General features: G+C 50.2%; 33 protein-coding genes. All 33 read left to right on the top strand.

Annotated features, from left to right (window positions below; all coding sequences use genetic code 11):
- On the top strand, nucleotides 1-95 hold a 95-nt coding region (locus SGI97_09135), incomplete at its 5' end, for a hypothetical protein (protein MDZ4724048.1).
- A 21-nt stretch (nucleotides 96-116) separates the two neighbouring features.
- Nucleotides 117-425 carry a 30S ribosomal protein S10 gene (gene rpsJ, locus SGI97_09130; protein MDZ4724047.1) on the top strand — a complete coding sequence of 103 codons (309 nt, stop codon included), beginning with the start codon at nucleotides 117-119 and terminating at the stop codon, nucleotides 423-425.
- A gap of 11 nt (nucleotides 426-436) precedes the next feature.
- Nucleotides 437-1,108 (top strand): 50S ribosomal protein L3, encoded by a 672-nt coding sequence (gene rplC / locus SGI97_09125; protein ID MDZ4724046.1) that lies wholly within the window; start codon nucleotides 437-439, stop codon nucleotides 1,106-1,108.
- Between the two features lie 12 nt (nucleotides 1,109-1,120).
- Complete coding sequence (rplD, locus tag SGI97_09120) at nucleotides 1,121-1,744, top strand: 50S ribosomal protein L4 (GenBank protein MDZ4724045.1); 624 nt, start codon at nucleotides 1,121-1,123, stop codon at nucleotides 1,742-1,744.
- Nucleotides 1,741-2,034: a 50S ribosomal protein L23 gene (gene rplW / locus SGI97_09115; protein MDZ4724044.1), complete on the top strand. Its 294-nt coding sequence runs from the start codon at nucleotides 1,741-1,743 to the stop codon at nucleotides 2,032-2,034. The genes rplD and rplW overlap by 4 nt, the downstream gene beginning before the upstream one ends.
- 21 nt (nucleotides 2,035-2,055) lie before the next feature.
- Nucleotides 2,056-2,892: a 50S ribosomal protein L2 gene (gene rplB / locus SGI97_09110; protein ID MDZ4724043.1), complete on the top strand. Its 837-nt coding sequence runs from the start codon at nucleotides 2,056-2,058 to the stop codon at nucleotides 2,890-2,892.
- A 23-nt stretch (nucleotides 2,893-2,915) separates the two neighbouring features.
- On the top strand, nucleotides 2,916-3,206 hold the full coding sequence (gene rpsS / locus SGI97_09105; GenBank protein MDZ4724042.1) for a 30S ribosomal protein S19: 291 nt from the start codon (nucleotides 2,916-2,918) through the stop codon (nucleotides 3,204-3,206).
- Between the two features lie 2 nt (nucleotides 3,207-3,208).
- A complete protein-coding gene (rplV, locus tag SGI97_09100; protein ID MDZ4724041.1) occupies nucleotides 3,209-3,733 on the top strand; it encodes a 50S ribosomal protein L22 in 525 nt (174 codons plus the stop codon).
- A 31-nt stretch (nucleotides 3,734-3,764) separates the two neighbouring features.
- Nucleotides 3,765-4,757, top strand: a complete 993-nt coding sequence (gene rpsC / locus SGI97_09095; protein MDZ4724040.1) for a 30S ribosomal protein S3 — start codon at nucleotides 3,765-3,767, stop codon at nucleotides 4,755-4,757.
- Between the two features lie 30 nt (nucleotides 4,758-4,787).
- Nucleotides 4,788-5,210: a 50S ribosomal protein L16 gene (gene rplP, locus SGI97_09090; protein ID MDZ4724039.1), complete on the top strand. Its 423-nt coding sequence runs from the start codon at nucleotides 4,788-4,790 to the stop codon at nucleotides 5,208-5,210.
- 5 nt (nucleotides 5,211-5,215) lie between these two features.
- On the top strand, nucleotides 5,216-5,488 hold the full coding sequence (gene rpmC / locus SGI97_09085; protein ID MDZ4724038.1) for a 50S ribosomal protein L29: 273 nt from the start codon (nucleotides 5,216-5,218) through the stop codon (nucleotides 5,486-5,488).
- A gap of 8 nt (nucleotides 5,489-5,496) precedes the next feature.
- On the top strand, nucleotides 5,497-5,772 hold the full coding sequence (gene rpsQ, locus SGI97_09080; protein ID MDZ4724037.1) for a 30S ribosomal protein S17: 276 nt from the start codon (nucleotides 5,497-5,499) through the stop codon (nucleotides 5,770-5,772).
- A 38-nt stretch (nucleotides 5,773-5,810) separates the two neighbouring features.
- Nucleotides 5,811-6,179 carry a 50S ribosomal protein L14 gene (gene rplN / locus SGI97_09075; GenBank protein ID MDZ4724036.1) on the top strand — a complete coding sequence of 123 codons (369 nt, stop codon included), beginning with the start codon at nucleotides 5,811-5,813 and terminating at the stop codon, nucleotides 6,177-6,179.
- A 17-nt stretch (nucleotides 6,180-6,196) separates the two neighbouring features.
- The gene (gene rplX / locus SGI97_09070) at nucleotides 6,197-6,520 is read left to right on the top strand and encodes a 50S ribosomal protein L24 (protein ID MDZ4724035.1); all 324 of its coding nucleotides are present in this window, start codon (nucleotides 6,197-6,199) and stop codon (nucleotides 6,518-6,520) included.
- A gap of 13 nt (nucleotides 6,521-6,533) precedes the next feature.
- The gene (gene rplE, locus SGI97_09065; GenBank protein ID MDZ4724034.1) at nucleotides 6,534-7,073 is read left to right on the top strand and encodes a 50S ribosomal protein L5; all 540 of its coding nucleotides are present in this window, start codon (nucleotides 6,534-6,536) and stop codon (nucleotides 7,071-7,073) included.
- A 7-nt stretch (nucleotides 7,074-7,080) separates the two neighbouring features.
- A complete protein-coding gene (locus tag SGI97_09060) occupies nucleotides 7,081-7,266 on the top strand; it encodes a type Z 30S ribosomal protein S14 (protein ID MDZ4724033.1) in 186 nt (61 codons plus the stop codon).
- Between the two features lie 29 nt (nucleotides 7,267-7,295).
- Nucleotides 7,296-7,697 carry a 30S ribosomal protein S8 gene (gene rpsH, locus SGI97_09055; GenBank protein ID MDZ4724032.1) on the top strand — a complete coding sequence of 134 codons (402 nt, stop codon included), beginning with the start codon at nucleotides 7,296-7,298 and terminating at the stop codon, nucleotides 7,695-7,697.
- 17 nt (nucleotides 7,698-7,714) lie between these two features.
- Nucleotides 7,715-8,254, top strand: coding sequence for a 50S ribosomal protein L6 (rplF, locus tag SGI97_09050; GenBank protein ID MDZ4724031.1), 540 nt, complete (start codon nucleotides 7,715-7,717; stop codon nucleotides 8,252-8,254).
- A gap of 17 nt (nucleotides 8,255-8,271) precedes the next feature.
- Nucleotides 8,272-8,646 (top strand): 50S ribosomal protein L18, encoded by a 375-nt coding sequence (gene rplR / locus SGI97_09045; protein MDZ4724030.1) that lies wholly within the window; start codon nucleotides 8,272-8,274, stop codon nucleotides 8,644-8,646.
- 37 nt (nucleotides 8,647-8,683) lie between these two features.
- The gene (gene rpsE / locus SGI97_09040) at nucleotides 8,684-9,166 is read left to right on the top strand and encodes a 30S ribosomal protein S5 (protein MDZ4724029.1); all 483 of its coding nucleotides are present in this window, start codon (nucleotides 8,684-8,686) and stop codon (nucleotides 9,164-9,166) included.
- Between the two features lie 36 nt (nucleotides 9,167-9,202).
- On the top strand, nucleotides 9,203-9,385 hold the full coding sequence (rpmD, locus tag SGI97_09035) for a 50S ribosomal protein L30 (GenBank protein ID MDZ4724028.1): 183 nt from the start codon (nucleotides 9,203-9,205) through the stop codon (nucleotides 9,383-9,385).
- 40 nt (nucleotides 9,386-9,425) lie between these two features.
- Nucleotides 9,426-9,869: a 50S ribosomal protein L15 gene (gene rplO, locus SGI97_09030; protein ID MDZ4724027.1), complete on the top strand. Its 444-nt coding sequence runs from the start codon at nucleotides 9,426-9,428 to the stop codon at nucleotides 9,867-9,869.
- Entirely contained in the window at nucleotides 9,863-11,170 is a 1,308-nt protein-coding gene (secY, locus tag SGI97_09025; GenBank protein ID MDZ4724026.1) for a preprotein translocase subunit SecY, read from the top strand. The genes rplO and secY overlap by 7 nt, the downstream gene beginning before the upstream one ends.
- A 2-nt stretch (nucleotides 11,171-11,172) precedes the next feature.
- Nucleotides 11,173-11,817, top strand: a complete 645-nt coding sequence (locus SGI97_09020) for an adenylate kinase (protein ID MDZ4724025.1) — start codon at nucleotides 11,173-11,175, stop codon at nucleotides 11,815-11,817.
- A gap of 16 nt (nucleotides 11,818-11,833) precedes the next feature.
- On the top strand, nucleotides 11,834-12,580 hold the full coding sequence (gene map, locus SGI97_09015; GenBank protein MDZ4724024.1) for a type I methionyl aminopeptidase: 747 nt from the start codon (nucleotides 11,834-11,836) through the stop codon (nucleotides 12,578-12,580).
- 10 nt (nucleotides 12,581-12,590) lie between these two features.
- A complete protein-coding gene (gene infA, locus SGI97_09010; GenBank protein ID MDZ4724023.1) occupies nucleotides 12,591-12,809 on the top strand; it encodes a translation initiation factor IF-1 in 219 nt (72 codons plus the stop codon).
- 28 nt (nucleotides 12,810-12,837) lie between these two features.
- Nucleotides 12,838-12,954, top strand: coding sequence for a 50S ribosomal protein L36 (rpmJ, locus tag SGI97_09005; GenBank protein ID MDZ4724022.1), 117 nt, complete (start codon nucleotides 12,838-12,840; stop codon nucleotides 12,952-12,954).
- A 68-nt stretch (nucleotides 12,955-13,022) separates the two neighbouring features.
- On the top strand, nucleotides 13,023-13,409 hold the full coding sequence (gene rpsM, locus SGI97_09000) for a 30S ribosomal protein S13 (GenBank protein ID MDZ4724021.1): 387 nt from the start codon (nucleotides 13,023-13,025) through the stop codon (nucleotides 13,407-13,409).
- A 27-nt stretch (nucleotides 13,410-13,436) separates the two neighbouring features.
- Nucleotides 13,437-13,829: a 30S ribosomal protein S11 gene (gene rpsK, locus SGI97_08995; protein ID MDZ4724020.1), complete on the top strand. Its 393-nt coding sequence runs from the start codon at nucleotides 13,437-13,439 to the stop codon at nucleotides 13,827-13,829.
- A 38-nt stretch (nucleotides 13,830-13,867) separates the two neighbouring features.
- Nucleotides 13,868-14,494, top strand: a complete 627-nt coding sequence (rpsD, locus tag SGI97_08990; protein MDZ4724019.1) for a 30S ribosomal protein S4 — start codon at nucleotides 13,868-13,870, stop codon at nucleotides 14,492-14,494.
- A 30-nt stretch (nucleotides 14,495-14,524) separates the two neighbouring features.
- Nucleotides 14,525-15,508, top strand: a complete 984-nt coding sequence (locus tag SGI97_08985) for a DNA-directed RNA polymerase subunit alpha (GenBank protein ID MDZ4724018.1) — start codon at nucleotides 14,525-14,527, stop codon at nucleotides 15,506-15,508.
- 15 nt (nucleotides 15,509-15,523) lie between these two features.
- Nucleotides 15,524-15,997, top strand: coding sequence for a 50S ribosomal protein L17 (gene rplQ / locus SGI97_08980; protein MDZ4724017.1), 474 nt, complete (start codon nucleotides 15,524-15,526; stop codon nucleotides 15,995-15,997).
- 171 nt (nucleotides 15,998-16,168) lie between these two features.
- A complete protein-coding gene (locus SGI97_08975; protein ID MDZ4724016.1) occupies nucleotides 16,169-16,639 on the top strand; it encodes a hypothetical protein in 471 nt (156 codons plus the stop codon).
- Nucleotides 16,640-16,644 lie beyond the last annotated feature (5 nt).

Below are 16,644 nucleotides of genomic sequence, written 5' to 3'. Positions count from 1 at the left end.
TAACTCCAATAGCGATGGAAAAAGAGCTTCGCTTTGCCATCAGAGAAGGCGGCCGCACGGTCGGCGCCGGTGTCATTGCCGATATTTTGGAATAAAGAAAAGGTGATCTTACACTAATGGAAACGCAAAAAATTCGAATTCGACTGAAAGCCTACGATCATTATTCAATTGATCGCTCGGCCAAAGAGATCGCCCGCACTGTTCTCCGCACTGGAGCCAAGCTGGTTGGTCCGGTGCCCCTTCCGACCAAACGCTCAGTGTACACGGTTCTCCGTTCGCCGCATGTGGACAAGAAGTCCCGCGAGCAATTTGAGACCCGCGTTCACAAGCGTCTGATGGACATTTATGATTCGACTCCGCAAACAGTCGATGCCCTGATGAAACTGGATCTCCCCGCCGGAGTCGATGTCGAGATCAAGACCTGATTGAGAGAGCGATGAAAGAAATCATAGGTAAAAAAATCGGCTGCACACGCATCTTCACGGCGAACGGCGATACTGTGCCAGTCACAGTTATCGAAGCCGGCCCCTGTCCGGTGGTCGCGCGTAAGACCGTCGAGAAGGACGGCTATGAGGCGTATCAGGTCGGGTTCGGCCCGGTCCGCACCATTCGCACGAGCATAGCCAAAAATGGCAAGAAGCATTCCTCGCAGGCAAACAAACCGCTTGCCGGTCATTATGCCAAAGCGCAGGTTGAGCCGCGTATGCATTTGAAAGAAGTTCGTTACGACGAGGCCGTGCTTGAAATCGGCGCTGAATTAAAAGTGGATGTTTTCAAAGAAGGTGAGTCGGTTGACATTACCGGCACATCGCGCGGATTGGGGTTTGCCGGTGTAATGAAGCGCCACAACTTTTCCGGATCACAGAAGACCCATGGTCAGTCGGACCGTATGCGAGCCCCAGGATCGATTGGACAGTCGTCTTTCCCCTCACGCGTATTCAAGGGAATGCGCATGGCTGGAAAAATGGGACGCGATCAAGTAACGGTCATCAACTCAGTTATCGTAAAAATTATTGGCAGTGAAAATTTGATGCTTGTAAAAGGCTCCATTCCCGGGCATCGCGGTTCACTTGTGAAAGTACGTAAATCAACCCGACGTCGGCGTTAGGATTAATTAACGATGGATACGACTCTTTATAATCAGGAAGGTTCGCAGATAGGCTCGGTTACGTTAAAAGCCGAGCTTTTCGGAATTGAACCAAACGAAGCGCTGGTCCACCAGTATATTGTGAATCTGCTTGCTCGTCAGCGTCAAGGAAACTCTGACTCGAAGACTCGCAAGGATGTTTCCGGCGGCGGAAAGAAGCCCTGGAAGCAAAAAGGGACTGGACGCGCGCGCGCCGGTACTATACGTTCACCTCTGTGGCGTGGGGGTGGTATTGTTTTTGGTCCGCACCCTCGTTTGTATGGGACCAAATTTCCGAAGAAGATGAAACGGTTGGCTATTGCCTCGGTCTTCTCGGACAAAGCTCGCATGGAGCGAATTAAGGTTATTGATAAGATTGAAATGGCTGAGTTTAAGACGAAATCAATTGTAGCGATGCTCTCCAAGCTCTCGCTTGCCGGAAAGAAGTGCATTATCCTTGATGAAGGCCGAAATGAAAAGCTGTGGTATTCATGCCGGAATCTTCCGGGGATACGTTATGGCCGCGCCGCATTGGCCAATGGATACGAACTGCTCCATGCCGATTATATCGTCTTTACCAAAGCCGGCCTTGAGAAAGCCGAAGAGGTGTTCGCATGATTAGTGATCCGCGAAGAATCATCAAAAGCCATATCACTACCGAGCGCACAACCCAGCTCAAAGCGGACAACAATGAGTATGTTTTTGAAGTCGATAAGAAAGCCAACAAGTTTCTCATCAAGGAAGCAATCGAAGCCGCCTTCAAGGTAAAAGTTGTAGATGTCCGCACGACGATTGTCCCGGGTAAGATTCGACGCATGGGACGTTTTGCCGGCAAGACGCCGACTTGGAAAAAAGCCATTGTGAAACTGAAAAAAGATCAGACCATTGCGATCTTTGAAAACGCGTAAGAGACGACAGAGTAAAAGAAGATGCCGATTAAAAAATTCCGTCCCTTGACACCCTCTCAGCGGTTTCGCGCTATCTCAACATTCGAAGAGATAACCTCCTCGGTTCCGGAGAAGTCGCTTGTTGAACCGCTTCGTAGAACCGGAGGCCGAAATAACAACGGTCACATCACAGCTTGGCAGAGAGGCGGTGGACACAAGCGCAACTACCGCATCATTGACTTTAAGCGGAACAAAAAAGATATTCCAGCGCGTGTCGCCTCAATTGAATACGATCCGAATCGCTCGGCTCGTTTGGCTCTGCTGCATTATGTTGACGGAGAAAAGCGTTATATTATTGCCCCGGCTGGGGTCGTGGTGAACGATATGCTCGTCTCCGGCGATATGGCGGACATCAAAATCGGCAATGCCATGCCGCTATCGCGTATCCCGCTTGGAACAGAAATTCATAACATTGAGCTTCGTCCCGGCAAAGGCGCGCAGATGGCTCGTTCGGCGGGAACAATTGTGCAGCTTGTTGCCAAAGAAGGCGCAAAAGTCACTCTGAAAATGCCTTCTGGCGAGGTTCGCACCGTGTCTGCATTGTGTTATGCGACCATAGGTCAGGTTTCAAATATTGACCATAAGAACTTGGTTCTTGGCAAGGCCGGCGCCTCGCGTTGGCGCGGACGTCGTCCCTCAGTGCGCGGAGTCGTTATGAATCCGGTTGATCACCCGATGGGCGGCGGCGAAGGCCGTAGTTCCGGCGGACGTCATCCTACCACGCCTTGGGGCAAGAAGACCAAGGGTTTGAAGACGCGCAAGAAGCGCAAATCGCTCGATCATTTGATCGAGGATAGAAGAAAGAAGAAATCGAAATAACTGGATGTGTGGAGCAATAACTAATGCCTCGTTCTCTTAAAAAAGGTCCGTTCATCGATGATCACCTCCTCGACAAGGTCGAAGCTCTGAACAAAAGTGGTGATAAGAAGGTAATTAAGACATGGTCGCGGCGCTCTACGATCAGCCCGGAGTTTGTGGGACATACATTCGCGGTCCACAACGGGAATAAATTTATTCCGATCTATGTTTCTGAAAATATGGTCGGACACAAGCTCGGCGAATTCGCCCCGACCCGCACCTATCGCGGTCATGGCGGCAAGCTCGTCGAACGCGCAAGCTCATTGAAAGGATAGCCATGCCTATTGAATCCGTTGCAAAATTGAGATATGTCAGCATACCCGCTCGCAAAATGCGGCTTGTGGCTAACTTGATCAAAGGTATGCCTGTCGAAAAGGCGATCAACATCATGAACTTCACCCGCCGTGTGGCCGCCGGGCATGTCGCGCAGACCCTCAAATCTGCTGCCGCCAACGCCCTGTCCAATAATGGAACGGCGTCGCTTCGACCTGAGGACTTGTATGTTAAGGAAATCTTCGTCGATGAAGCGCCAACCGCGAAGCGGCTTCGCTTTCAGTCCATGGGACGCGTTTTTCGCTATAAAAAACGTTTTTGCCATTTGACAATCAAGTTGCAGGAAAAACGCCCGGTGGTTGCTCCGGTTGCAAAGTCCTCAGTGAAAGCCAAGGGCGCCACTAAAAAGGCCGCGACGGTTGAATCTGAAGCCAAGTCTGCGACAAAGCGAGCGCCCCGCAAAGCAGTTGCCAAGACTACCACGAGTAAGACGACCAAGAGTAAGAAGAGTTCTGAATCTGCTGAATAGATGAAAAGTACAGGAAAGTAAGGAGCAGAAATTGGGTCAAAAGACACATCCGGTCGGATTTCGCCTCGGGATTATCAAGGGCTGGAACAGCCGTTGGTACGCACCCCAGCGTAATTTCGCCGATCTCGTTTTCGAAGACATGATGATTAAGCGCTATATAAACAAGCGACTTGATAATGCCGGAATCTCCGCTGTGATAATCTCACGAGCCGCGAAAAAAGTTACTGTCGATATTCATACCTCGCGGCCGGGCATTGTTATCGGACGTCGAGGCGCCGAAGTCGACAAACTTCGCGAAGAATTACAGATGTTGACCAAGAAAGATATTCTGCTCAATATCGTCGAGGTCCGCAAACCTGAATTGAATGCTAAACTTGTCGCTGATTCTGTCGCCCGCCAACTCGAAGGACGTGTCTCTTTCCGACGCGCGATGAAGAAAGCTCTTGCCGCAACGATGAAGATGGGCGCTGAGGGAATAAAAATACAGTGCGGAGGACGCCTTGGAGGCGCTGAAATCGCCCGCACAGAAAAATACAAGGACGGCCGCACCCCGCTTCATACTTTGCGAGCTGATATTGATTATGCCCTTGCTACAGCCAATACGACCTATGGGTGTATCGGCGTGAAAGTATGGATATGCAAAGGCGAGATACTCGAAGCCGGCCAATTCATCCAGGACAGTTCCGACGCTCCCAAGAATGAACAACAGCAGGCCCCGCGCGATATGGACCAAGGCGGAGGTCGCCCTCGACGCGATGATCGCCCGAGCGGCGGTGGTCGTCCGGGTGGTGGCAGCGGCAAACCACAGCAGGGTGGCGGTCGAGGTGATGGGCGCGGACCTGGCGGGGGCCGTGGACGCGGCGGTGATAATCGCGGCGGTGGCGGCAGCGCTGAGCGTCCCCGCGGTCGTGTGAGACGCCCAGGTGATTCAGATGCCAATGCTCCAAGAGGTCGTCGTCCCGAAGGGGAGTCCGGCGGTAGCTCGACACCAACAAACCCGGCGACGCCGAAAAAAGACGTTTGATCGGCACAGAGCAGGAGTAGGTAAAGAGATATGTTGCAGCCCAAAAGAAGCAAGTTTCGAAAAGCCCAGCGTGGGCGGATGACCGGCAAAGCCAAAGGCGGAGCCGCAGTGGATTTCGGTGAGTACGGACTCAAGGCTCTCGAGCCGTGCTGGTTAACCAACCGGCAAATCGAAGCCGCTCGTGTGGCTTTAACCCGCCACATCAAGCGCGGTGGAAAAATTTGGATTCGGGTCTTTCCGGATAAGCCCGTAACAAAAAAGCCTGCAGAAACCCGTATGGGAAAGGGTAAAGGCGCGCCGGAGTATTGGGTGGCCGTTATCAAGCCGGGAAGAGTGTTGTTTGAAATTGAAGGCGTGACCGAGGCTTTGGCCCGCGAAGCGTTGTTACTTGCGGCCAATAAGTTGCCTCTGAAGACGAAATTTGTCTCACGCGCTGAGACCGAGGTAATATAGAAGATATGAAAATCAGTACTTTACGCGAATTGACGCGCGATGAACTTCTTCAGCGTCGCAAAGACCTCGAAGAAGAACTGTTTAATTTGAGAATGCGCCGCTCAGTCAAAACGCTTGATAATCCGCTTCGCCTGCGCCACATTGGCCGCGATGTCGGTCAGATCATGACTCTCCTGCGCGAAGACGAACTTGGAATTCGCAAGCTTGCCGAGAGCAAGACGGGCATTCTTGGCGAAAAGCAGACAAAGACTAAGACAAAAGCAAAAAAGGAAAGCTGAGATAATTGATGCCGGAAACACAGCAGACAATTGAGAGAACCAAACGTAAGATTCGTCAGGGGACGGTCGTGTCGAACAAAATGAATAAGACAATAGTCATTCGTATTGACCGAACGATCAAGCATCCGCTGTATTCCAAGACTCTCAAAACATCGAGCAAGCTGTATGCTCATGACGAGAAAAACGATGCCGGTATCGGAGATTTTGTTAAAGTGATGGAAACTCGCCCGCTCTCGAAGACAAAGCGCTGGCGTTTGATTGAAGTGGTGGAGAAAGCGAAGTAGGCTCGACTGCGAGTTGACGGTTTGAAAGGTTTATCACAATGATTCAGGAATTTACAGTTCTTACGGTGGCGGATAATTCAGGCGCAAAGCGCGCGATGTGTTTCCGTATTCTCGGCGGTAGCCGCAAGAAATATGCGTCGATCGGCGATATTATCGTCGTTGCCGTCAAAGAAGCCATTCCCGGCGGAACGGTCAAGAAATCCGAGGTATGCAAAGCGGTGGTTGTGCGTACTAAGACCGCTGTGCTTCGCAAGGACGGCTCGCGGATCCGGTTTAGCGATAACGCCGCGGTGATTATCAACGAGGCCAAAGAGCCTCGTGGAACCCGCATTTTTGGCCCGGTCGCCCGTGAGCTTCGCGACAAGCAGTTCATGAAAATTGTATCCCTGGCCCCTGAAGTTATATAAAGAGGATTGAAGAGACGATGCGCATAAGAAAAGGTGATAATGTTCTCATACTCTGCGGCCAAAGCCGCGGAAAGACGGGCCGCGTCCTGTTTGTAATCCCGGACAAAGACCAGGTGCTTGTCGAGGGACTGAACCTGCGCAAGAAGCACCAGAAGCCGACGCAAAAAAGCCCAAAGGGCGGTATTATTTCAAAAGAGGCCCCTATCCATATCAGCAATGTGGCGTTGCATGTCTCTGGCTCTAAAGGACCCCGTCCGACCCGTCTTTCAAGCCGGATTATTGAAGATGGCGGCAAGCGAACCAAAGTACGCATTAGCCGCGTGACTGGCGAACAGATTTAAGAGGTAAAGTGCGATGGCAAGATTAAAAGACAAATACACAAAAGATATCACACCGAAATTGATGAAGGACAACAGTTATACATCAGTTATGCAGGTGCCGCGCTTATCAAAGATTACCATCAATATCGGCGTGGGTGAAGCGACCCAAAACGCAAAAGTTCTTGAGGCCGCCGCAGGCGACCTTCAGGCTATTACCGGACAAAAGCCGCTATTGACCAAAGCCCGTAAAAGCATCTCGAACTTCAAACTCCGCGAGGGGCTTGCTATCGGCTGCGCCGTGACATTGCGCCGCGAAAAGATGTACGAATTTTTTGACCGCCTGGTCAATGTTGCTATGCCGCGAATCCGGGACTTCCGCGGTGTGAGCGCGAAATCGTTCGATGGCCGGGGAAACTACAACCTCGGCTTGAAAGAACAGTTGATCTTTCCGGAAATTGACTATGATAAAATTGATAAGGTTCGTGGTATGACCATTTCGTTCACAACAACCGCGCGCTCCGATGACGAAGCCCGGCAGTTGTTGGCCGAACTGGGAATGCCCTTCCAAAAATAGGAGAACGATGGCAAAGAAATGTCTCATAGAGAAGCAAAAGCGCACACCGAGGTTTGCGGTCCGCGCATATAGCCGCTGCCGCCGATGCGGACGTCCGCATGCATTTATGCGCCGATTCGGTCTGTGCAGAATTTGCTTCCGTAATATGGCCCTGGCCGGCGATCTGCCCGGCGTGGTAAAGGCCAGTTGGTAGATGTTGGAACACGTGAGGAGAAATAATCGATGAGTATGACCGATCCGGTCGCAGACCTGCTGACCAGACTTCGCAATGGCTCAAAGGCCAAACGGCCCGCCGTGGATGTTCCAGCGTCGAATGTCAAACGGGAGATTGTGCGAATTTTGAAAGACACAAAGTATATTCGTGACTATATCGAACTGCCGGATAACAAGCAGGGCATTCTGCGCGTGTATTTGCGTTACAGCCGGGGCGACGCGCCGGTTATTAGAGGAATCCAGCGCGTGTCACGTCCAGGACTGCGAAAGTACATTGCATCCGACGCAATAAAGCTCTCGACCCATAACATTCAGGGCATTTCGATTATTTCAACATCTGCCGGTATGATGACCAACTACGATGCCGCACAGAGACGTATCGGCGGCGAAGTCGTGCTGCGGTGCTGGTAGGATAAAGAGGAACAAAGATGTCGCGTATAGGCAAAATGCCGGTAATAATACCGGACAAGGCAAAGGTTGAAATCGCCGGATCGAAGGTCACTGTGACCGGAGCCAAAGGCACGCTTGTGCACACGATCCATCCGGAGATATCAGCTAAGATTGAAGGAAAGGAACTGCTTGTCAGTCGTCCTTCCGATCAAAAGAGACACCGCGCCCTTCATGGTTTAACGCGCGCGCTGATTCAAAATATGGTTACCGGCGTGACCGAAGGGTTCACTCGCGAGCTTGAAATAATCGGCGTCGGATTTCGCGCCGAAGCAAAAGGCAAAGTACTCCAGTTGAACCTCGGATACTCGCATCCGATTTTGTTTATTCCTCCTGAAGGAATCGCCATTGCCTATGAAGCCAAAGAAAATAAATTGAAGATATCCGGAGCGGACAAGGCCCTTGTCGGTCTTACCGCTGCAAAAATTCGTTCATTCCGCAAGCCCGAGCCCTACAAAGGCAAAGGCGTGCGATATGTCGGTGAACAAGTCAGAACCAAAGCCGGTAAGACAGCCGGTTAAGAGATGGTGTTGAACTAATGGCAGATAAAAGTAAAGAAAAAGCGTTTAAAAGCGACCGTCGTCGCACCCGTGTGCGTTCCAAGGTCGCTGGTACCGCCCAGCGTCCGCGGTTGACTGTGGCAAAATCATTGAATAATGTTTTTGTGCAGATAATCGATGACGAGAACAACACGACCCTTGTGGGCATAAGCTCAAACTCAAAAGAGCTCAAGGGGTCGATTACGGACAAAGACTCCAAAACGGCCGTCGCAAAAAAGGTCGGCATGAAATTAGCCGAGCTATCTAAAGCCAAAGGCATCGGGCAAGTGGTCTTTGACCGCAACAAGCATCGATACCATGGCCGTATCAAAGCAGTAGCTGAAGGAGCCCGCGAAGGCGGCCTCAATTTTTAACGTGAGAATTTTATTTATTTATTGTATGAGGTGATGTTTGGCCAAGTTTGAATCAGAGAACCGCGAATTTAAAGAGAAGGTAATTGCCGTCAACCGGGTAGCGAAAGTTGTCAAGGGTGGCCGGCGTTTTAGCTTTACCGCTCTTGTCACAGTTGGGGATAAAAATGGAAAAGTCGGAATCGGTCTGGGGAAAGCGGCCGAAGTATCCGAAGCGATTCGCAAAGGAACCGAAGCCGCGCGCAAAGCGATGGTCAAAGTCAATTTGGTCAACGGAACGATTCCTCACCGAATCGACGGCGAATACGGCGCTTCCACAGTCGTAATGCGTCCGGCCTCACCGGGAACCGGAGTGATTGCCGGAGGCGCTGTTCGGGCTATTTTGGAATCGCTCGGCGTGCATGATATTCTTGCCAAAGTTATCGGAAGCCGCAATCCTTCGAACGTCGTGAAGGCCACTCTCAACGGCCTCAGCCATCTTCGCACAAAAGAACAAGAGGCGCTCTTCCGCGAAAGCGCATAGGCCGCTTTTGTAGACAGGCGGAACAGAGGATATATCATGGCAAAGTTAAAAATTACCCAAGTGAAAAGCACAATCGACCGGATTGAACCGCAGAAGAGAACAATGACTGCTCTCGGTCTGGGCAAACTGCACCGAACGGTTGTGCATAACGATACTCCGCAGATTCGCGGTATGATTAATGCCGTTCTTCACTTAGTCACTGTTGAAGAAATTAAGTAGACTGCCACACCAGAATAAAATAATAGAGGCATAAGAGATTATGGATTTGCATACCCTAAAACCGGCACCGGGCTCAACACAAACTCGCAGACGCGTTGGCCGTGGTTCAGGTAGTGGACTCGGAAAAACTTCCGGTCGTGGACATAAGGGACAAAAAGCGCGTAGCGGCTGGAGTTACAAGTACGGTAAAGAAGGCGGCCAGATGCCGATTCACCGCCGGCTCCCGAAATTTGGATTCACTAATATTTATAAGACCGAATATCAGGTTGTCAATGTCGCGGAATTGGCCCGCTGTACATCGAGCGAGGTTACTATCGAGACTCTCAGAGCCGAAGGAATCATAAAGAACTCGCGTATCCCGGTAAAGATTCTGGGCAATGGATCGGTCGAGAAGGCATTCACAGTGAAAGCGGCGGCCTTCTCAAAATCCGCGATAACGAAAATTGAAGCAGCAGGTGGAAAAACCGAGGTGGTGGCGTGCTGAAGACTTTCGGCGATATTTTTAAAATCGAAGAATTACGCAACCGAATTTTCTTTACCCTCGGACTACTCGTTGTCTACCGCATTGGCGGGCATATTCCGACACCCGGTGTCGACGGCGCAGTTATCACAGCCGCGCTTTCCTCACAGACTATCTTTGGGTTGTTGGACCTCTTTGCCGGAGGGGCGTTCGCAAAAGCGACAATTTTCGCGATGGGTATTATGCCCTACATCTCGGCTTCGATTATGTTACAATTGCTTGGCGCCGTCGTGCCCTACTTGCAACGCCTTCAGCGCGAAGGCGAAGAAGGCCGAAGAAAAATCACCCAATATACGCGCTATCTGACCGTGCTTATTGCGGCCCTGCAAGCCTGGGGTACAGCGACATTTCTTACGACTATTAATTTTAACGGTGTGGCCGCAGTACACATGAGCCATGCAGCCTTTATCCCGCTGACCATTCTGACCTTTACCTGTGGCACAATTTTTGTCATGTGGCTGGGCGAACAGATTACCGAGCGCGGAATAGGAAATGGTATTTCACTCATTATTTTCATCGGTATCATTGCCCGCTTTCCAGACGCCATTGTCGAGGAATATCTGCTGATTATGGGAGGCTCGCGTCCTCTTTGGATTGCTCTTCTTTTGGTAGCGATGATGCTTCTGGTTATCGCTGCGGTTATCATGATTACTCGGGGACAGCGGAGAATACCGGTGCAGTATCCCCGTAAAGTTGTCGGACGCCGCGTCTTTGGTGGAGCCACAACTCACCTGCCGCTCTCGGTTAATTCAGCCGGTGTGATTCCAATTATCTTTGCTCAGTCGATCATGTTCCTGCCGTCGACTATCGCCCAGCTATTTCCGGATGTTGACTGGGTACAGACATTTGTTCTCGAGGGACTTGCTCCCGGCAGTTTATGGTACTCAATGATCTACGCTCTCATAATTGTTTTCTTCGCATATTTTTACACGGCAATTGTTTTTAATCCGATGGAGATTGCGGACAATATGCGTAAAAATGGCGGCTACATTCCCGGTGTCCGACCGGGCAAGAACACAGCTGACTATATCGAACGAATTTTAACCCGGATTACGCTTCCCGGCGCGTTGTTTTTTGCGGCTATTGCCGTCCTGCCCTGGGTGCTGATTGGTCAACTTGATATTAATTACTTTTTCGGCGGTACCGGTCTTCTGATTGTTGTTGGCGTAGCCCTCGACACGCTGCAGCAGATTGAGTCGCATCTTTTGATGAGACATTATGATGGCTTTATGAAGAAAGGAAAGATCCGCGGGAGGTCGATGTAATCTTGCGCTTGGTCTTCTTAGGCCCTCCCGGCTCCGGCAAAGGCACACAGGCTGTGCGACTGTCGCAGAGGCAAGGCTGGTTGCATTTATCAACTGGCGACATCCTTCGCGAAGCGGTCAAGCTCGGCAACGAGTTGGGCAGAAAGGCCGAATCATTCATGAAGAATGGCGAACTTGTTCCGGATCACCTGATCATGGAAATGATACGAATGAAAATTAGCTCGGGCGCTCTCGATGACGGCTTTATTCTTGACGGCTTTCCTCGGACCATTCCACAGGCCGAACAGCTCAAGGAGCTTTTCATCGGGAACAACATCTCGCTTGATATGGTAATTTTGCTCCGGGTTTCCGATGAGGAAATCGTCAAGCGGCTCTCGGGACGGTGGTTTTGTCCAGTCTGTAATGCGGGATACAATTATCCCCTTGCGGTGCCGAAAGTTACCGGACGATGCGATAAAGATAACGCGCATCTGCAGCGGAGAAGTGACGATGACGAGGCGGTCGTTGTGCACCGTTTGGAAGTGTACAAAAGACAAACTCGGCCTATAGAGGATTTCTACCGCACGGAACAATTGCTGTACGAGATTCCGGCCGAATCTGCGCCTGATAAAGTGTTTCAGGCTCTCCTGAATGCAACTGCGGTTTAAACGCATTGGGAAATATGTGATTGTGCTGAAAACGAAAGAAGAAATTGAGATAATGAGACGAGCGGGTAGGGTTGTCGGTCAAACCCTTGATATGGTCGGTGAAAACCTGCGTCCAGGTATGAGTACCGCAGAGCTTGATACTCTTATCGAGGATTTTATTCGTTCAAAAGGCGCAGTTCCGGCCTTTAAGAATTACCATGGATATCCAGCCTCAGCGTGCATTTCAATCAATGACGAAGTCGTCCATGGTATCCCCGGCAAACGGATCATAGCCGAAGGGGATATTGTCTCGGTCGATGTTGGCTCGATTGTCGATGACTATTATGGCGATTCCGCGCGCACCTTTGCCGTAGGCAAAGTCAGCCCCGAAAAGAGCCGTTTGATGGAATTTACCTTGAAATCCCTTATGGCGGGTATTGACAATGCCAGAAAAGGGAATAAATTAGGCTCTATTTCCGCAGCCGTGCAAAAAGTGGCTGAAGGACAGGGATTTGGTGTTGTCCGCCAGCTTGTTGGACATGGTATTGGCCGGAGTATGCACGAGGAACCCCAGGTGCCTAATTTCGGTTCAGAAAAAGATGGGCCAGTTTTGCGGGCGGGTATGGTCTTGGCCGTTGAGCCAATGATAACAATGGGGACCTACGAAGTGAAGACGTTGCCGGACGGCTGGACCGTAGTTACTGCGGATGGTCTTCCATCAGCTCATTTCGAGCACACTATTGCAATCACGGACAACGGTCCTGATATATTAACGCTGTCTTAAAAAGGAGAGTATGGCCAAAGAAGAAACGATTACCGTTGAAGGCAAAGTTGTAGAGCCTCTACCCAATGCGATGTTTCGGGTGGAGTTGGATAACGGTCATGTCGTTTTAGCCCATATCTCAGGTAAGATGCGAATGAATTTTATTAAGATACTTCCCGGCGATAAGGTGACATTGGAATTGTCCCCGTATGACCTGTCGCGCGGCCGTATCACGTATAGATATAAATAATGAATGAGTTGCTCAGAAAGCGTCTTGTATGAAGATTAAGTCCTCGATAAAAAAGCGTTGCGAACACTGCAAGTTGATTCGCCGCCGCGGTGTCTTGCGGATTATCTGCTCGAAGAACCCAAGCCACAAACAGCGTCAAGGGTAAGAATTTGATACAGAATTATTCTGACACAGGAAGAACGATTATGAATGTTGAGATAAAGGAGAGTGCCTTTGGCTCGTATTGCCGGTGTTGACCTGCCCAAAGATAAGCGAATTGAAATCGGTTTGCAGTATATCTTTGGCATTGGTCCGTATATAGCTCAGCAGATACTTAGCAAGACTGGTATCAGCGCTGACACCCGTGTGCATAAGCTGCACGACGATGAAGTTGCAAAACTTCGCTCAGTCATCGAAAGCGATGTCAGTGTCGAGGGCGCGTTGCGTGGACAAGTGTCCATGCATATCAAACGCCTTATTGATATCGGCTCGTATCGCGGACTCCGCCATCGCCGCGGACTTCCGGTACGCGGACAGAGGACTAAAACAAATGCGCGCACGCGTAAGGGACCAAGACGGTCAATTGGCGGGTTGAAGAAGAAACCAGCCTCAAAGACGTAAAAGATAAAATAAAGATAGAGGATATTCGTGGCAGAACCCAAAAAGAAGCGAACTAAAAAAAGAGTCGGACGTGTTGAATCGAATGGAATCGTCCATGTCAAGGCGACTTTCAACAACACTATCATTACCGTCGCCGATATGCAAGGCCGTACGATCTCGTGGGGAACCGCTGGCAAGGCCGGCTTCAAGGGTTCAAAAAAATCGACTCCTTTCGCCGCCCAAACCGCAGCGGGAACAGCCGCCAAAGAAGCGATTGATCTTGGCTTGCGACGGGTTGAAGTTTGGGTCAAAGGACCGGGCGCAGGGCGCGAAGCCGCAATCCGCTCGCTCTCTGCCGCAGGACTCGAGATTACGTTGATCAAAGATGTCACGCCGATTGCTCACAACGGTTGCCGCCCACCCAAACGCCGCCGTGTCTAAGTATGATGAATATTTTTGTATTGATAGTAGGAGAATAGATGGCCCGTTACACTGAAGCAAACTGCAGATTGTGCCGCCGGGAAGGTGAGAAGCTTTTTCTCAAAGGCTCCCGCTGCTTTTCTGACAAATGCGCGATTGAAAGACGACAATATCCTCCCGGTCAGCATGGCCAGAATATGAGACGAAAAGTCTCAAACTACGGTCTACAGTTGCGGGAAAAACAAAAGGTGAGAAGAATCTATGGCGTGCTTGAAAAGCAGTTCCGTAACTACTTCGAGCATGCCGACGCCAAGTCCGGTATCACCGGCGAGGCCCTGGTTCAATTCTTGGAGCTGCGTCTTGATAATATCGTCCACCGGCTCGGATTTGCTTCATCACGCAAAGCGGCGCGTCAGCTTATCCGCCATCGTCATATCCTCGTCGATGGTGCGCTGGTTGATATTCCATCGTATCAGGTCAAGCCGCGTCAGCTTATCCGGGTCAAAGACAGTTCAAAGAATCTTGACCTTATTCATGCCTCGCTCAAGGTTGGACGCGGAGCGGAATATCCGTGGTTGCGCTTGAATAAGGCATCGCTGGAAGGGGAACTCCTCGACATTCCAAAGCGCTCAGAAATTCCGCTTATGGCAAACGAGCAGTTGATCGTGGAGCTCTACTCCAAGTAACGCAAATTCCTGATAAGAGGTTGGAAATTTATGAAATGGAAGCCATTGACAATGCCGCGCGAAGTCGTCAGCGACCACTCCTCGGCTAATGCTAATTTTTCCCGATTCACCGTCGAACCGCTGGAGCGCGGCTATGGTGTAACACTCGGAAACTGTCTGCGACGCATTTTGCTGTCGTCGATTCAAGGAGCCGCGGTTGTCTCCATGCGCATCAGAGGAAATCTCCACGAGTTTTCCACCGTGCCGGGAGTCTACGACGATGTGACCAATATTGTGCTCAATTTGAAGACAATGGTTTTTCGTCTTCATGCCGATGAAATGCGCACGCTTCGTCTCCATGCAACGAAAAAAGGAAAAGTCACCGCCGGTATGTTCGAGAGCAATGCCGAAATTGAAATTTTGAATCCCGATCAGGTTATCTGCGAGTTAACCGATGATATTGATTTCAATATGGAAATCGATGTCGATGCTGGCCGCGGTTATTTTATTGCCGACCAGAATAAGCGCCCCGATGCTCCTGTCGGAACAATATTTATTGATTCCCTTTTCTCGCCAGTCACCAAAGTCAGCTATCAGATTGAAAACACACGTCTCGGTCAAAAGACCGACTACGATCGCCTCATTACGGAAATTACCACCAACGGGGCTATTACCCCAGAAGACGCCCTCAGCTACGCCGCCAAATTGATGAAAGACCATTTGCAACTGTTTATCCATCTGGACGAAGAAGTCATGGTCGTAGAATCCCCGGCTGAAGATGAGGAAGTCCTTCGCGTGCGAAATCTTCTCAAGACCCGTGTGGAAGAACTTGAACTCTCGGTTCGTTCCTCAAACTGTCTGCGCGCCGCCAATATTCAGACCTTGGGCGAATTGGTGACAAAATCTGAACCGGAAATGCTCAAGTACCGCAACTTTGGCCGCAAGTCACTTAACGAGATCGGCGCATTGTTAGAAGATATGAATCTTGGGTTTGGAATGGACATCTCATCCTTCCTTGAAGCTCAAAAAAGGTAAGGTAGAAGACCAATCATGCGACACCAAGACAAAGTCAGGAAACTGAATAAAACCAAGCCGCATCGCGAAGCTATGCTCTCCAATATGGCGGCTTCGCTTTTGCTTCATCGGATTATCAAGACAACCGAGACCAAGGCGAAAGCCCTTCGGCCGGTGATGGATCGCCTTATAACAATCGGCAAGGAAGACACTCTCGCATCCAAAAGACGGGTCGCGCAGGTGCTTCGCACCCGCGAGTCCTTCACCCGTTTCTATGAGGAAATAATTCCTAAACTTGGCAACAGAACATCGGGCTACACCCGTGTAATTAAAGCCGGTGTGCGACGAGGCGACGGCTCCGATATGGCCATCATCGAACTGATGATTGAAAAGCCTGCCCCGATTGACCCCAAAGTCAAAAAGACCAAGAAAGAGGCCAAGTCTGAAGCCGCAGCCAGCGCTACCGCTCCCAAAAAGACAGCCAAGAAGGCGGCAAGCAAATCGGCTTGACTGAAAACAATACTTTGACAATTTTACCCGTCTTTTCGCAAGGAAAGACGGGTTTTCTTTTATGTGCAATAGTATTGGATTTACGACCCAAACTTATATATTGAATTGGTTGCACAGAGTCAAACATAATCGTGAAGGCACACGCATATGCCAAAGCAAAGATGAGGAAAGATGAGTGAACTACAAGCTGGCGGAATGAGTTCGACCAAGAAAATTGTGCTAATTGTCGCAACCGCATTTATTGTTCTGATGATTATTCTCATCGGCAGTTGTGTTATCTTCAGGGACGATATTGTCCGTATTGCTACCGTCGTGGGAATCTCGAAATTCAAACAAAACGTATTATCTGATTCAACGCTTGCTGTTGACAGCGTTGCTTTCGACAGATTGACTACCAGCTTTAGCGAGAAATTACAAAAGGAAGAGCATTTGCTCTCTGACGAAAGATACACAGCTTTCATGCAGAAGATGCAGGTCATATTCTTGGATAAGCACATCGACAGCGCCGATGTCAATACTGCGGTAAATGCCATGACAAGCTACTTTCCTGGGTTGCAGAGCGAGTGGCCCGCTACGGAAATGCCTGATACGGCTCTGTCGTCCGACTTGACAACGGTAACTGACACGATAATGACAGAATAGATACA

It is taken from the genome of Candidatus Zixiibacteriota bacterium (assembly GCA_034439475.1).
In the GTDB taxonomy this organism is placed as follows: domain Bacteria; phylum Zixibacteria; class MSB-5A5; order GN15; family FEB-12; genus JAWXAN01.
The sequence above is the reverse complement of the archived record's forward strand: the minus strand, read 5'-3'. Positions and strand labels throughout refer to the sequence as shown.